General features: G+C 60.2%; 10 protein-coding genes. 6 read left to right on the forward strand and 4 right to left on the reverse strand.

The window, feature by feature from the left end:
- Nucleotides 1-10 precede the first annotated feature (10 nt).
- The 4 genes from ACINK1_RS05750 to ACINK1_RS05765 form a co-directional block, all read right to left on the reverse strand.
- A complete protein-coding gene (locus ACINK1_RS05750) occupies nt 11-2,143 on the reverse strand; it encodes an acetate--CoA ligase family protein (protein WP_376803267.1) in 2,133 nt (710 codons plus the stop codon).
- A gap of 61 nt (nt 2,144-2,204) precedes the next feature.
- Nucleotides 2,205-2,717 (reverse strand): tripartite tricarboxylate transporter TctB family protein, encoded by a 513-nt coding sequence (locus ACINK1_RS05755; protein WP_376801286.1) that lies wholly within the window; start codon nt 2,715-2,717, stop codon nt 2,205-2,207.
- A gap of 65 nt (nt 2,718-2,782) precedes the next feature.
- Nucleotides 2,783-3,766: a Bug family tripartite tricarboxylate transporter substrate binding protein gene (locus ACINK1_RS05760; protein ID WP_376803589.1), complete on the reverse strand. Its 984-nt coding sequence runs from the start codon at nt 3,764-3,766 to the stop codon at nt 2,783-2,785.
- Between the two features lie 176 nt (nt 3,767-3,942).
- Nucleotides 3,943-5,454 (reverse strand): tripartite tricarboxylate transporter permease, encoded by a 1,512-nt coding sequence (locus ACINK1_RS05765; protein WP_376803588.1) that lies wholly within the window; start codon nt 5,452-5,454, stop codon nt 3,943-3,945.
- A 345-nt stretch (nt 5,455-5,799) separates the two neighbouring features.
- On the opposite strand from ACINK1_RS05765, the gene ACINK1_RS05770 reads away from it, so the two are divergent.
- The 6 genes from ACINK1_RS05770 to modA all read left to right on the forward strand — a co-directional run bounded on the left by ACINK1_RS05770 (nt 5,800) and on the right by modA (nt 15,095).
- Nucleotides 5,800-6,489, forward strand: coding sequence for a GntR family transcriptional regulator (locus ACINK1_RS05770; RefSeq protein WP_376802979.1), 690 nt, complete (start codon nt 5,800-5,802; stop codon nt 6,487-6,489).
- 140 nt (nt 6,490-6,629) lie between these two features.
- Complete coding sequence (gene oxc, locus ACINK1_RS05775) at nt 6,630-8,369, forward strand: oxalyl-CoA decarboxylase (RefSeq protein ID WP_376800552.1); 1,740 nt, start codon at nt 6,630-6,632, stop codon at nt 8,367-8,369.
- Nucleotides 8,370-8,379: 10 nt separating this feature from the next.
- Complete coding sequence (gene frc / locus ACINK1_RS05780) at nt 8,380-9,657, forward strand: formyl-CoA transferase (RefSeq protein ID WP_376800533.1); 1,278 nt, start codon at nt 8,380-8,382, stop codon at nt 9,655-9,657.
- A 109-nt stretch (nt 9,658-9,766) separates the two neighbouring features.
- Nucleotides 9,767-11,461, forward strand: coding sequence for an NADH-ubiquinone oxidoreductase-F iron-sulfur binding region domain-containing protein (locus ACINK1_RS05785; RefSeq protein WP_376800534.1), 1,695 nt, complete (start codon nt 9,767-9,769; stop codon nt 11,459-11,461).
- Between the two features lie 14 nt (nt 11,462-11,475).
- The gene (gene fdhF, locus ACINK1_RS05790) at nt 11,476-14,244 is read left to right on the forward strand and encodes a formate dehydrogenase subunit alpha (RefSeq protein WP_376800535.1); all 2,769 of its coding nucleotides are present in this window, start codon (nt 11,476-11,478) and stop codon (nt 14,242-14,244) included.
- A gap of 53 nt (nt 14,245-14,297) precedes the next feature.
- Entirely contained in the window at nt 14,298-15,095 is a 798-nt protein-coding gene (gene modA / locus ACINK1_RS05795) for a molybdate ABC transporter substrate-binding protein (protein ID WP_376800536.1), read from the forward strand.
- Nucleotides 15,096-15,100 lie beyond the last annotated feature (5 nt).

Below are 15,100 nucleotides of genomic sequence, written 5' to 3' on the forward strand. Positions count from 1 at the left end.
CGGTCGCTGCTTACTTCAGCAGACCGGCGGCGCGCGCCCATTTATATTTGGCAGCGAGCACCTCGACCGGCTTTTCGGTGGTGTAGGGGTAGGCAACGATGCCGTGATCATAGAGATACTGGCTGGCTTCCTCGACCTCGACGTCACCGGCAAGAGAGGCGACGATCGGCTTGTGGATGCCCTTCTTGCGCATCTCGTCGACCACTTCGACCATGCATTTGGCAAAGACCATCGGCGGGGTGACGATGGTGTGCCAGTAGCCCAGGATAAGGGCGTGGATGCGCTCATCCGACAGGCCGAGGCGCACCGTGTTCTGGTAGGTTGACGGCGGCTCGCCACCGGTGATGTCGACCGGGTTGCCGGCAGCGCCAAAGGGCGGGATGAATTTGCGGAAGGCGGTATCGAGATCCTTCGGCATCTTCATCAGGCTGAGGCCGTTATCGGCGCAGGCATCCGACAGCAGAACACCCGAGCCGCCAGCACCCGTGATGATGACGACATTCTCGCCCTTGGGCGTCGGCAGAACCGGGATGCCGCGGGCAAATTCCAGAAGATTGTTCAAGCTGCGGGCGCGGATGACACCCGACTGCTTCAGCACGTCTTCATAGATCTTGTCATTGCCGGCAAGCGCGCCGGTGTGGCTGGCGGCAGCGCGCGCACCAAGCGAGGTGCGACCGGCTTTCAGCATGACAATCGGCTTCTTCTTGGAGACCCGGCTGGCAACCTCGGCAAATGAGCGACCATCCTTGAGGTCCTCGCAATGCATGGCGATGACCTGGGTGTTATCGTCATCTTCAAAGAAGGTGAGGAGATCATCCTCGTCGATGTCGGATTTGTTGCCCAGTCCGACAATGGCTGACACGCCCATCTTGGCCGAGCGGGAGAAGCCGATGATCGCCATGCCGATGCCGCCCGATTGCGAGGACAGGGCGGCCTTGCCCTTCACGTCATAAGGCGTGCAGAAGGTCGCCGACAAATTCTTGGGCAGATAGTAGAAGCCGTAAATGTTCGGCCCCATCAGGCGCATATCGTATTTGCGGGCGATTTTGATGATCTCGTCCTGCGCTGCGACGTTGCCGGTTTCAGCAAAGCCCGACGGGATGAGAATGGCCCCCTGGATCTTCTTTTCTCCGCACTCGATAAGAGCGGCTGGAACCAGCGGGTGAGGAATGGCGAAGACAGCAATATCGACATTGCCCGGAACGTCCTTGACCGAAGCATAGGCCTTGAGGCCCATGATTTCCGACTGCTTGGGATGGATGGGATAGATCTTGCCCTTGTAGCCGCCATTGATGAGGTTCTTCATCACCGAATTGCCGATCTTGCCGGCTTCGTTTGACGCGCCAATCACGGCAACCGCGTCGGGCTTCATGATGCGGTTCATCTGGCGGACAATGTCGGCCTGCTTCGGGCTGTAGCGCTTCACGGGTACCGTGAAATCGACAACCACGCGGACGTCAGCGGCAATCGCTCCCTTCTCGCTCGCGAAGACCGGGTTCAGATCCATTTCCGAAATCTCGGGGAAATCCGAAATGAGTTTCGACACCTTGGAGATCATGTCAGCGATGGCGCCGCGATCGACGCCCTTGGCGCCGCGCACACCCTTGAGGATTTCAGCAGCCTGGATGCCCTCGATCATCGATTTGGCTTCTGCCTCCGAGGTCGGCGCGAGGCGGAAGGTGATGTCCTTGAGCACTTCAACGAGAACACCGCCGAGGCCGAAGGCCACCAGCTTGCCGAAGCTCGGGTCTGTCACCGCGCCGATCAGCACTTCCTGGCCGCCGCCGATCATCTGCTGGATCTGGACGCCGTCGATCTTGGCTTTCTTGTTGTATTTCTTGGCATTGACGAGAATTTTGGCGTAGCCGGCCTTGACCTCTTCCGCGCTCTTGACGCCGACCATCACACCGCCGGCTTCCGTCTTGTGCAGAATATCCGGCGAGACGATCTTGAGGACGACCGGGAAGCCGATTTTCTTTGCAAGCTTGGCGGCCTCGTCAGCCGATGTGGCGACGCCTTCTTGCGGGACATTGATGCCGTAGGCATCGCAGATGATCTTGCCCTCGGGCGCGGTAAGTGAATCGCGCTTCTCCGCCTTCACCTTGTTGAGGATAGCGCGGACAGCATTCTTATCAACGGCCATTGAGTAATTCCTTGTCTTTGGTCATTTGGATCAGCGGATTCGATGTTTCGGGATCAGGCGGTCAGTATCCGAAGAATTCTTCCAGCGGGCCTTTGGGCAGGGGGACCAGGAACCAGATCTCGAACATGGCAAAGAGCCCAAGCGCGACGCCGGTGCCGACGGCGAGGCCCATGAAAATATTGTATTTTCCAAAGTGCCACATGAAGAGCGCGATATAAAGCGCCGAGGCGACATATATGCCGATGTACTCGATCGTGCCGACATAGATGATGAGCGGGATGAGCACGAGAATGACGCTGTTGAAACCCTCGCGGGTGACAAAGGTCTTGCCTGCGCCGACACGTTTGACCACGCCCTGAAACAGCACGATCAAACTCGCAAGCGCCATGATCACGCCGATGTAGAAAGGAAAATAGCCAGCCGCCGGGCCCTCGGACTCCTTCCAGCCGACACCCAGTTTCAAGCTGTCAAAGATGACGATGGAAGAGGCCAGCAGAAAGAATAACGCTGTCGCAATCTCCATCGCGCGGTTTGAGACCAGCGGGGTTTCGTCGGTTTGTTGTTCGGTGGACATGGCAGGCTCCGGAGGTAACATGGCGCAGACGGGGGGTGGCGCGAGGCCACCCCAACCAGAGTCGGTTATTTGCCGGTTGCGAGGAAGCCAGCTTCCTTCATCAGGTCGTAGTGGGTCTTCTCGGCGGTTGTGAGCCAGGTCTTGAAGGCGTCACCGCTCAGCATGGTCTGATTGAAAGCCCCCTGTTCCATGAATTCTTTCCAGTCCGGCGTTTCGGTGACCTTCTTGAACAGGTCGACGTAATACGCTGTCTGTGCCGGCGTGATGCCGGGCGCAGCGAAAATGCCGCGCAGCATCTGGTATTCGACATCCATGCCTGACTCCTTGCAGGTCGGGATATCGCTCCACGCCATGGTTGCCGTCACCTTGCCCGTATAGGTGCTGCGCTTGGCGTCGAAGATGCAGAGCGGGCGCAGGGCATTGGCGCGCCATTGTGACACCGCTTCAATCGGATTGTTGACCGTCGAATCGATATGCTTGCCGACAAGCTGTACCGCGACCTCGCCGCCGCCCTTGTAGGGGATGTAGGTCATCTTCTTGGGTGCCGCGAGCCGCTCGATGGCCACCGTGATGATCTGGTCTTCCTGCTTGGAGCCGGTACCACCCATCTTCATTTGCCTGTCTTCGCCATTTTTTACGGCGGCGATGTACTCAGCGGGTGTTTTGATCACGCTCTCGGCGTTCACCCAGAGGATGAACTGGTCGAGGGCCAGCATCGAGACGGGCGTGATTTCCTTCCAGTTGAAAGGGATATTGGTGCCGAGCGGTGTGGTGAACAAGTTCGACAGAGTGATGACCAGCTTGTGAGGGTCGCGGTTCGAAACCTTGATATCGAGGAAGGCTTCGGCGCCGGCGCCACCCGATTTGTTCACCACCACCATCGGCTGCTTCATCAGCTTGTGCTTGGTGATGACGCCCTGAATGAAGCGCGCCATCTGGTCGGCGCCGCCGCCCGTGCCGGCGGGAATGAGGAATTCAACCGGCTTGGCCGGCTCCCACCCCTGCGCCATGGCTGTGTCGGGCTGGAAGGCCGCCGTCGCAAGGAACATTGCAGCACCGCATGCGAGCGTTCGGCCTGTCATGCGTGACGTTATTCTCGATGGTCCGAAATTCAATGTGATCGTGGTCATGCTCACTCCCGTTTTTTTGGTTCTGCAAACATTATACCGGTTTCTATCCTGATCGCTTTTGCCTCAGTCTGGCAATATCTTCCTGCCTCGTAGCGTCAGGCCGATACCGATCCGCCCTGGCGGCGCAGCAGCCCCCGCAGCCAGCTGATGGCCGGCCACAGCAGCATGAGGACGCCGAGGGTCATGATGGTCGTGACCAGCGGATTGGCCCAGAAGATCGACAGGCTGCCCTGCGAGGCCAGCATGGCCTGGCGGAAGGAAGATTCGGCCGTATCACCCAGGACAAGCGCCAGAACCAGCGGTGCCAAGGGATATTTGAGCTTGCCGAAGACATAGCCCATCACGCCGAAGACGATCATCAGCCAGACGTCGAATATGGCGTTGTTGACCGTGTAGGCACCAACCGCACAGATCACCATGATCACGGGCGCGACGATGCTGAAGGGTACACGCAGGATTGCTGCAAAGGCAGGGACGCAGGTCAGCACGACAATCAAGCCGACGAGATTTCCCAGATACATCGAGGCAATCAGCCCCCAAACGAAATCGGGCTTTTCGACAAACAGCAGAGGGCCGGGTTGCAGGCCCCAGATCAACAGTCCACCGAGCAGGACGGCGGCGGTCGGCGAGCCGGGAATACCGAGCGTCAGCATCGGCAGCAGGGCGGCGGTGCCGGCGGCATGGGCCGCCGTTTCAGGTGCCACGATGCCTTCCGGATTGCCCTTGCCGAAGGTCTTGGGTTCCTTCGCGAAGCGGCGCGCAAGGCCGTAGCTCATGAAGGAGGCGGGAGTTGCGCCGCCGGGTGTGATGCCCATCCAGACGCCGATGAGGCAGCTGCGCAGCGATGTGGCCCAGTATTTCGGCAGTTGTTTCCATGTGCGCAGCACGGCATCAAGCCTGAGCTTTGCGTGCGCCCCCTTGAATTCCAGGCCTTCCTCCATGCTGGACAGCATTTCGCCAATCCCGAACAGCCCGATGACGGCAACCAGAAAGCCAAAACCTTTGAGCAGGGTGATGAAATCAAAGGTCATGCGCAACTGGCCGGTGATCGTGTCAAGGCCGACCGCTGCCAGCGCGAAGCCGAGGCACATCGCCATGATGGTCTTGAAGGGTGAGCCGGCACCCATGCCGATGAAGCTTGCGAAGGTGAGGAACTGCACGGCAAAAAACTCGGCAGGGCCGAACTTCAGCGCGAATTTTGCGACCAGTGGCGCCAGAAACGTGATGACGATGACGGCGAAGAGCGCGCCGATGAAGGAGGAGGTGAAGGCCGTTGTCAGCGCCTCGTCAGCCTTGCCGTTCTGCGCCATCGGGTGGCCGTCAAAGGTGGTGGCGACCGACCATGGCTCCCCTGGAATATTGAACAGGATGGAGGTGATCGCCCCTCCGAACAATGCGCCCCAGTAGAGACAGGACAGCATGATGATTGCTGATGTCGGTGGCATCGAAAAGGTGAGGGGAAGCAGGATCGCGACACCATTGGCGCCGCCCAGGCCCGGCAGCACACCGATGATGACACCGAGCAGAATGCCAACCACCATCAGTATCATGTTGTAGGGTGTCAGGACGACGGCAAAGCCGTTAAATAAAGCATTGATTTCTTCCACGACCTACCTCCCAGTGTGCCGTCTGCCGAAGCAGGCCACGAGAACGGTGCTGTCATCTTTTGGACAGTTTTCGCGTTCTGGTATACAGTATACCGCACAGTCAGAGCAGTTAAGTCAAGGGCCAGTTTTCTGCTGCGGGGCGCGTGTCAAATGTGCAGCGCGGCAAGTTTTGGCTGGGACACAGCGTTATATTGCAATGCACACAAAACATTTGCGTGATTGTGCTTCGCGTTGACAAGTTGGCATCTGGCATGCCAATTTTTGCTGGCTCGCAATGCGGGATGCAGCTGCATCAGAACAGCCGGACCGCGTTGATGAGACGAGCAACCTCTCAGGGAGGGAGTGATGACCGAGCTTGCCATTGAGCGCGTTGCGCCTGAAGTCACATTCAAGACGCGGGCCTATAGATCCATCAAGCAGGCGATCACAGCGCTTGATATCTACAAATCATCGGATGCGGTGTGGCTGGATGAGCGCAAGCTGTCGGAGCGGCTTGGTATCTCGCGCACCCCCGTGCGCGAAGCAATCGCCATGCTCGAGCAGGAAGGCTTCGTCAAGTCGATGCCGCGGCGGGGCATCGTCGTTCTCAAGAAGAATAATCGCGAAGTCGTCGAGATGATCGAGGCGTGGGCGGCGCTGGAGAGCATGGCGGTGCGGCGGATTGCGCTGCGGGCCAGCGATGAGGACATCGCCTCGCTGCGCCAGCATTTCGAACGCTTTCACGAGGGTCACCGGCCAACCGATTATCTGTCGGAATATTCAACCGCGAACGTTGCCTTTCACCAGGGATTAATCCGCCTTGGGGGATCGCAGACGATCATCGCGCTGACCGAGAACATCCTGCTGCATGTGCGCGGCATCCGCGAGCTGACGATTGGCCGCGACCAGCGTGCCGAGCGCTCGATTGAGGATCATCTGGGAATTATCACCGCGCTTGAGAAGCGCGATGCCGAGCGTGCCGAAAAACTGTCGCGTGACCATACGCTTGGCCTGGCTGCCTATGTCGAAGCTCATGGCGAGGAGATTTTCGGTTAGGTGGCCTACGTAGTCGTGCGTCAAGACGTGCCGCTGATTTTATCTGGAAATTCTATCTGCTTTTTGGATTGATAGCTGAGACCCCACACCTTCAAACAACGAGACGCCGCTCCAGCGGAAATGATCAGGGAGAGATGAGTATGAGTGCAGCAGCGCAAGGCGCCACCGCAATGGTCGCGGAAACCGAACAGGAGCTGACCGATGGTTTCCATCTTGTCATCGATGCTCTGAAGCTCAATGGCGTCAAGACGATCTACGGCGTTCCCGGCATTCCGATCACCGATTTCGGCCGCATGGCGCAGGCCGAAGGCATCCGCGTCATCTCGTTTCGCCATGAGCAGAACGCCGGCAACGCCGCCGCGATCGCCGGTTATCTGACCAAGCAGCCAGGCATCTGCCTGACCGTTTCGGCGCCGGGCTTTCTCAACGGGCTGACGGCACTGGCGAACGCCACGACCAATTGCTTCCCGATGATCCTGATTTCAGGCTCCTCCGAGCGCGAGATCGTCGATCTGCAGCAGGGCGATTACGAGGAGATGGACCAGCTGGCGATTGCCAAGCCGCTGTGCAAGGCAGCCTTCCGCGTGCTGCACGCCGCCGATATCGGCATTGCGGTTGCACGCGCCATCCGCGCGGCGGTCTCCGGGCGCCCGGGCGGCGTCTATCTCGATCTGCCGGCCAAGCTCTTCGGCCAGGTGATGAATGCCGATGCCGGGGCCAAATCACTGGTCAAGGTGATCGATGCTGCGCCAGCGCAGATTCCCGCACCTTCGGCGATCAGCCGGGCGGTCGACGTCCTGAAGAACGCCAAGCGCCCGCTCATCATTTTCGGCAAGGGTGCAGCTTACGCCCAGGCGGACGACACCATCCGCGCTTTCGTTGAAAAGAGCGGCATCCCGTTCCTGCAGATGAGCATGGCCAAGGGCCTGCTGCCCGACACGCACGCGTTGTCGGCGGGTGCTGCGCGCTCGACGGTGCTCAAGGAAGCCGATGTGGTGATGCTGGTCGGCGCCCGGCTCAACTGGCTGCTATCGCATGGCAAGGGCAAGACATGGGGCGCGCCGGGTACGCAGAAATTCGTCCAGATCGATATCGAGCCCAAAGAGATGGATTCGAATGTCGAGATCGTCGCGCCTGTGGTGGGCGATATCGGCTCGTGCATGTCAGCACTTCTCGAGGCGTTGGGCGGCAAGTGGCAGGTCCCTTCACCCGAATGGACGGGGGCCATCAACAAGAAGAAGGAAGAGAATATCGCCAAGATGGCGCCGCGGCTGATGAACAACAAATCGCCGATGGATTTCCATGGGGCGCTTGGCGCGCTGCGCACCGTCATCAAGGAACGGCCGGATGCCATCCTCATCAATGAAGGCGCCAACACGCTCGATCTGGCGCGCGGCGTCATCGACATGTACCAGCCGCGCAAGCGGCTTGATGTCGGCACCTGGGGTGTCATGGGCATCGGCATGGGCTTTGCGGTTGCGGCGGCGATTGAAACCGGCAAGCCGGTGCTGGCGATTGAAGGCGACAGCGCCTTCGGCTTTTCCGGCATGGAGGTGGAGACGATCTGCCGCTACGATCTGCCGGTGTGCATCGTCATCTTCAACAATGACGGCATCTATCGCGGCACCGACGTCAATGGCGCCAGCAATGATCCGGCGACCACTGTTTTCGTCAAGGGGTCGCGCTACGACAAGATGATGGAAGCGTTTGGCGGTATCGGCGTCAACGTGACGACGCCAGACGAGTTGAAACGTGCGGTGGATAAGGCGATGGATTCAGGCAAACCAACCCTCATCAATGCCGTCATCGACCCGGCCGCCGGTTCGGAAAGCGGCCGCATCGGCAATCTCAACCCGCAAAGCGCACTCAAGAAGAAGTGAGGAGGACACTATGACACAGGCTCTCAAAGGGGTTCGCATCCTCGACTTCACCCATGTGCAGTCAGGCCCGACATGTACGCAGCTTCTCGCCTGGTTCGGCGCTGACGTCATCAAGGTCGAGCGTCCCGGGGTTGGCGACATCACGCGCGGTCAGCTGCAGGATATTCCCAAGGTCGACAGCCTCTATTTCACCATGCTCAATCACAACAAGCGCTCGATCACGCTTGACACAAAAAACCCGACCGGCAAGGAGGTTCTCACCCGCCTTATCGAGGAATGTGATGTTCTGGTGGAGAATTTCGGCCCCGGCGTGCTCGACCGCATGGGTTTTCCGTGGGAGAAAATCCACGCCATCAACCCGCGCATGATCGTTGCCTCGATCAAGGGCTTCGGTCCTGGTCCCTATGAGGATTGCAAGGTCTACGAAAACGTAGCGCAATGCACGGGCGGGTCAGCCTCGACAACCGGTTTTCGTGACGGCGTGCCCCTCGTCACCGGCGCCCAGATCGGCGACAGCGGTACGGGACTTCATCTGGCGCTTGGCATCGTCGCGGCGCTCTTCCAGCGCACCATGACCGGCCAGGGGCAGAAGGTCACCTGCGCCATGCAGGATGGCGTTCTCAACCTGTGCCGCGTCAAGCTGCGCGACCAGCAGCGCCTCGATCACGGGCCGCTCAAGGAATACAGCCAATACGGCGAGGGCGTTCCCTTCGGTGATGCCGTGCCGCGCGCTGCCAATGATTCAGGTGGCGGACAGCCGGGCCGCATTCTCAAATGCAAGGGCTGGGAAAGCGACCCCAACGCCTATATCTATTTCATCACCCAGGCGCCGGTATGGGAACCCATCTGCGACATCATCGGCGAGCCGACGTGGAAGAGCGATCCTGATTATGCGACGCCGGCGGTGCGGTTGCCCAAGCTCAACGCCATCTTCGCGCGCATCGAGCAGTGGACGATGACCAAGACCAAGTTCGAGGCGATGGAAATCCTCAACAAATACGACATTCCGTGTGGACCTATTTTGTCGATGAAGGAAATCGCCGAGGATCAATCGCTCAGAGCCACCGGTACGGTGGTTGAGGTTGATCATCCCACACGCGGAAAATATCTGTCGGTCGGCAATCCGATCAAGCTGTCGGCCAGCCCGACCGACGTGGTGCGCTCGCCACTTCTGGGCGAGCATACCGAGGAAGTGTTGCGCAAGGTGCTGAATTTCTCCGATGAGAAACTGGCGGCCATCAAGGCGTCGGGAGCCATCGGGCAGGCGCCGGCGGCAGCAGCGGAATAGATCAAAATGCATCGAGGCGCGGCAGCGACACCGCCGTGCCTCCTGCCACGCGATGCCGGTCCGGCTGGCGGACAGGCACGGTCCATCTAGCTCAAGGAGCAGCGTTGCGATGAGTGGCGCGCATGACATGGCGGTCCTGAATTTTGCGCATCCCGGCAAGGGCCGCAAACGCGCGCAGTCGACACCAAAAGGTCGACAGGTCGATCCTGTGGCGCGAGCTGAGATATTGGCGCTTCTGGGCGATGGCTCGCGCGAGCGTGATCATCTGATCGAGCATCTGCATCTTATCCAGGATCGCTATCATCAGATTTCGGCTGCTCATCTCGCAGCCCTTGCCGACGAGATGAAGCTTGCCTTTGCGGAAGTTTTTGAAACCGCGACGTTCTATGCCCATTTCGATGTGGTGAAGGAAGGTGACCCGGCGATCCCGCCGCTCACCATCCGCGTCTGCGACAGCCTGTCGTGCATGATGGCGGGTGGCGAGGCACTGCTGGGCGCACTCAAGGCAGGCGTCGGACCAGGGGTCCGCGTGGTGCGTGCGCCCTGCGTCGGGCGCTGCGACAGCGCACCGGCGGTTGAGGTCGGCCATCATTTCATCGACCATGCGGATGCCGCAAAGGTATACGCAGCGATTGCGGCGAAGGATACCCATCCGCATCTGCCCGCCACCATCGATTACGACGCTTATGTCGCCGCCGGTGGCTACCAATTGCTGCGACGCCTGCGCGAGGGCACGCTGTCGGATGAGACAGTGCTTGATACACTCGACAAGGCAGGTCTGCGCGGGCTTGGCGGGGCGGGCTTTCCAGCCGGGCGCAAATGGCGCAGCGTGCGCGGTGAACCGGGCCCGCGGCTCATGGCGATCAATGGCGATGAGGGTGAGCCCGGGACGTTCAAGGACAGATATTACCTTGAAAGTGATCCGCACCGCTTTCTTGAAGGCATGCTGATTGGCGCTCATATCGTCGAGGCCGAGGCTGTCTATATCTATCTGCGCGACGAGTATCCGGCTGCTCGCGACATTCTCCTGCGCGAGATGGCCCGGCTGCCGGCGGGCGGGCCGGAGATCATCCTGCGGCGCGGCGCAGGCGCCTACATCTGCGGCGAGGAATCCTCGCTGCTTGAAAGCCTTGAAGGCAAACGCGGCCTGCCGCGCCACAAGCCGCCCTTTCCCTATCAGGTGGGGCTCTTTGGCACGCCGACGCTCATCAACAATGTCGAAACCGTGTGGTGGGTGCGCGACATCATCGAGAAGGGTGCCACCTGGTGGTCGAGCCATGGGCGCAATGGGCGCCAGGGCCTGCGCACATTCTCGGTCTCGGGTCGGGTGCGCCAGCCCGGCATCAAGGTGACGCCGGCGGGTGTCACCATCCGCGAACTCATTGACGAATTTTGTGGCGGCATGGCTGAAGGCCACACCTTCCGCGCCTATCTGCCGGGTGGCGCATCGGGCGGGATATTGCCAGCGGCGATGGATGATATCCCGCTCGATTTCGGTACGCTGGAAAAATATGGTTGTTTCATCGGTTCGGCGGCCGTGGTCGTCCTTTCGCACAAGGATGATCTGAAGGCTGCCGCGCTCAACCTCATGCGTTTTTTCGAAGATGAAAGCTGCGGCCAGTGCACGCCCTGTCGGTCAGGTACCGAGAAGGCCGTCAAGCTGATGGAGCGCGATGTGTGGGACAAGGCTTTGCTTGGCGAACTGGCCGATGTGATGCGCGATGCGTCGATCTGCGGCCTTGGCCAGGCGGCGCCTAATCCGCTTGTCTGCGTCATGAAATATTTCCCGGAAGAATTCGCCTGAAGGAGGCCTCGACGATGACCACGAAAATCGTCTTTGAACTCGACGGCAAGCAGGTTGAAGCGCAAGCCGGCGAAACCATCTGGCAGGTGGCCAAGCGCCACGCCACCGACATTCCGCATCTGTGCTATTCGCCGGCGCTTGATTATCGCGCCGATGGCAATTGCCGCGCCTGCATGGTCGAGATTGAAGGCGAGCGGGTGCTGGCGGCAAGCTGCAAACGCACGCCGGCCATGGGCATGAAGGTGAAGTCCGCGTCCGAGCGGGCGGTCAAGGCACAAAGGATGGTGATGGAGCTGCTGGTCTCCGACCAGCCGGACCGCGCGACCTCGCATGATCCGCAATCGAAATTCTGGGGCTGGGCCGACAAGGTCGGCGTCGATCAAAGCCGCTTTCCCGCCGCCGAGCGCTGGCAGGGCGATCACAGCCATCCTGCAATGAGCGTCAATCTCGATGCCTGCATCCAGTGCGGTCTATGCGTGCGCGCCTGCCGGGAAATCCAGGTTAATGACGTCATCGGCATGGCCTATCGCGGGGCGGACGCCAAGATCGTGTTTGATTTCGACGACGATATGGGCGCCAGCACCTGCGTTGCCTGCGGTGAATGCGTGCAGGCCTGTCCGACGGGTGCGCTCATGCCCTCAAGCCTGCTCGACGACAATCAGACGCGCGTCGTCTATGCCGAGCGCGAGGTCGATTCACTCTGCCCCTATTGCGGAGTTGGCTGTCAGGTCACCTATCAGGTGACGGACGAGGCGATCGTTGCGGCGGAAGGCCGGGCGGGTCCGGCCAATCGCAACCGCCTGTGCGTCAAGGGGCGCTTTGGCTATGATTACATCCAGCATCCCCATCGCCTGACGAAGCCGCTGATCCGTCTGCCGGGGATGGCCAAGCATGCCAATGATCAGGTCGATCCTGCCAATCCGTGGACGCATTTCCGCGAGGCGAGCTGGGAGGAGGCGCTTGATGCGGCCGCCGGCGGCCTTACAGCCATCCGCGAGCGTGAGGGAGCAAAGGCGCTTGCCGGTTTCGGGTCGGCCAAGGGGTCGAACGAGGAAGCTTATCTCTTCCAGAAGCTCGTTCGCACCGGCTTTGGCTCGAACAATGTCGATCACTGCACGCGTTTGTGCCACGCCTCGTCGGTCGCGGCACTGATGGAGGGGCTGAATTCCGGTGCGGTTTCAGCACCGTTCTCGGCGGCGATGGAGGCTGAGATCATCATCGTCATCGGCGCCAATCCGACGGTCAATCATCCGGTGGCGGCGACCTTCATCAAGCAGGCGGCCAAGCGCGGCGCTAAGCTCATTGTCATGGACCCGCGCCGGCAGGCACTGTCGCGCCATGCCAGCCATCACCTGCAGTTCAAGCCCGGCAGCGATGTGGCCATGTTGAATGCCATGCTGCACACCATCATCAGCGAAGGGTTGACCGACCAGCAATATATCGCTGGCTATACGGAGGGTTTCGAAGCGCTGAAGGAGCGCATCAAGGATTTCCCGCCGGAGAAGATGGAAGCCGTCTGCGGCATCCCCGCGGAAACACTGAAGGAGGTGGCGCGGCTTTACGCCACGTCGAAAGCCTCGCTCATTTTCTGGGGCATGGGGGTCAGCCAACACGTGCACGGCACCGACAATGCACGCTGCCTGATCGCGCTTGCGCTCACCACGGGCCAGATCGGCCGGGCGGGGACGGGCCTCCACCCGCTGCGTGGTCAAAACAACGTTCAAGGTGCGTCCGACGCCGGCCTCATCCCGATGGTTTTCCCTGATTATCAGTCGGTGGAGAAGGCGGAGGTGCGCCGGATTTTTGAGGAGTTCTGGGGCCAGTCACTTGATCCGGTACGCGGGCTGACGGTCGTCGAGATCATGAACGCCATCCACGCCGGCTCGATCAAGGGCATGTATGTGGAGGGTGAGAACCCGGCGATGTCGGACCCCGATCTTCAGCATGCGCGGCAAGCGCTTGCCAAGCTTGATCATCTGGTCGTGCAGGATCTCTTCCTCACTGAAACAGCTTTCCATGCGGATGTCGTTTTGCCGGCTTCTGCCTTTGCCGAGAAAGTTGGAACGTTCACCAACACCGACCGCCGGGTGCAGATGGCACGCCAGGTGGTCAAGCCGCCCGGCGAGGCGCGACAGGATCTGTGGATCATCCAGGAGATCGCCAGGCGCATGGGTTGCGAGTGGAATTACAACGGACCGGGGGATGTCTTCACCGAGATGGCACAGGTGATGCCGTCTTTGAAAAATATCACCTGGGAGCGGGTGGAGCGCGAAGGCGCGGTGACCTATCCAGTCGACCATCCCGACCAGCCGGGGAACGAGATCATCTTCGCCACCGGCTTTCCGACCACGAGCGGGCGTGGCAAAATCGTGCCGGCTGCCGTTACCTCGCCTGATGAGGTGCCTGACGCGCAGTATCCCATGGTGCTGTCGACAGGGCGTGTGCTGGAACATTGGCATACGGGTTCGATGACCAGACGTTCCGGCGTGCTCGATCAGATCGAACCTGAGGCGGTCGCCTTCCTGTCACCGCGTGAAATCGCACGTCTGGGGCTGGAGGCGGGCGCAATGATGCGCCTTGAAACGCGGCGCGGCGCGATCGAGGTAAAAGTTCGTGCCGACCGCGATGTGCCGGAGAACATGGTGTTCATGCCGTTCTGTTACGCGGAGGCGGCGGCAAATCTGCTGACCAATCCGGCACTCGATCCATTCGGAAAAATCCCCGAGTTCAAATTCTGCGCGGTGAGGGCGGTGGCGGTTGGCGCGGCGGTAGCGGCGGAATAGTCAAAAAAACCCGCATGCTTGCCGGCCTCATAAGGCCCGGCTAGATTGCGGGAATGATTAAACGTGCCCAGGATTTGAACCGCCGCCAGCTGATGGCTGCGGCAGCAACAAGTCTCGCCCTGTCATCGTCGCGGCTCCGTGCGGCTGAAAAACTGACAATCTTTGCTGCCGCCTCCGTGAAAGACGCCTTCGATGAGACCGCTGCCGCCTTCAAGGCGGGTGGCGGGCCTGAGACCAGCATCAGCTATGCAGCCTCATCCCAGCTGGCGCGCCAGATCGCTAACGGGGCACCTGCGGATATCTTCATCTCGGCTGATCTTGAATGGATGGACTGGCTTGAGCAGGGCGGTCATATCGAAAAACAAAGCCGCCGCACGCTGCTTGGCAACAGCCTTGTGATGATCGGGGGCGCTGACAGCACGCAGCGGCTGACGCTTGATAGCGGCCTTGATCTTGATGGTCTCATTGGTAACGGTCGGATGGTTATTGCCGAACCTTCAAGCGTGCCTGCTGGCCGCTATGCGAGGCAGGCGCTTGAAAATCTTGGCCTCTGGACCAAGAGTGAAAAGAAGCTGGTGTTTGCTGCCAATGTGCGGGCAGCATTGGCGCTGGTGGCGCGTGGTGAAGCGGGTTTTGGTATTGTCTATGCGACTGACGCGATGGCTGAGAGCAAGGTCAAGATCATCGGGCGCTTCGATCCGGCGCGCCATGCGCCCATTCTCTACCCCATCGCCAAAACCCGACAGGGCAGCGCAGGCGCTGATGCTTTCCTTGCCTTTCTTACCACGCCGCCCGCCAGAACCCTGTTCGAGCGTTATGGCTTCCGCTATCTCTTCGACAGCCGCGCCTAGGCGGC

The sequence above is a fragment of the Raskinella chloraquaticus (SeqCode) genome (genome assembly GCF_021731865.1).
In the GTDB taxonomy this organism is placed as follows: domain Bacteria; phylum Pseudomonadota; class Alphaproteobacteria; order Rhizobiales; family UBA4765; genus Raskinella; species Raskinella chloraquaticus.

Coding starts and splice junctions, on each gene's coding strand:
- ACINK1_RS05750 (WP_376803267.1), bottom strand. CDS start 2,143: ATGGCCGTTGATAAGAATGCTGTCCGCGCTATCCTCAACAAGGTGAAG.
- ACINK1_RS05755 (WP_376801286.1), bottom strand. CDS start 2,717: ATGTCCACCGAACAACAAACCGACGAAACCCCGCTGGTCTCAAACCGC.
- ACINK1_RS05760 (WP_376803589.1), bottom strand. CDS start 3,766: ATGTTCCTTGCGACGGCGGCCTTCCAGCCCGACACAGCCATGGCGCAG.
- ACINK1_RS05770 (WP_376802979.1), top strand. CDS start 5,800: ATGACCGAGCTTGCCATTGAGCGCGTTGCGCCTGAAGTCACATTCAAG.
- oxc (WP_376800552.1), top strand. CDS start 6,630: ATGAGTGCAGCAGCGCAAGGCGCCACCGCAATGGTCGCGGAAACCGAA.
- frc (WP_376800533.1), top strand. CDS start 8,380: ATGACACAGGCTCTCAAAGGGGTTCGCATCCTCGACTTCACCCATGTG.
- ACINK1_RS05785 (WP_376800534.1), top strand. CDS start 9,767: ATGAGTGGCGCGCATGACATGGCGGTCCTGAATTTTGCGCATCCCGGC.
- fdhF (WP_376800535.1), top strand. CDS start 11,476: ATGACCACGAAAATCGTCTTTGAACTCGACGGCAAGCAGGTTGAAGCG.
- modA (WP_376800536.1), top strand. CDS start 14,298: ATGATTAAACGTGCCCAGGATTTGAACCGCCGCCAGCTGATGGCTGCG.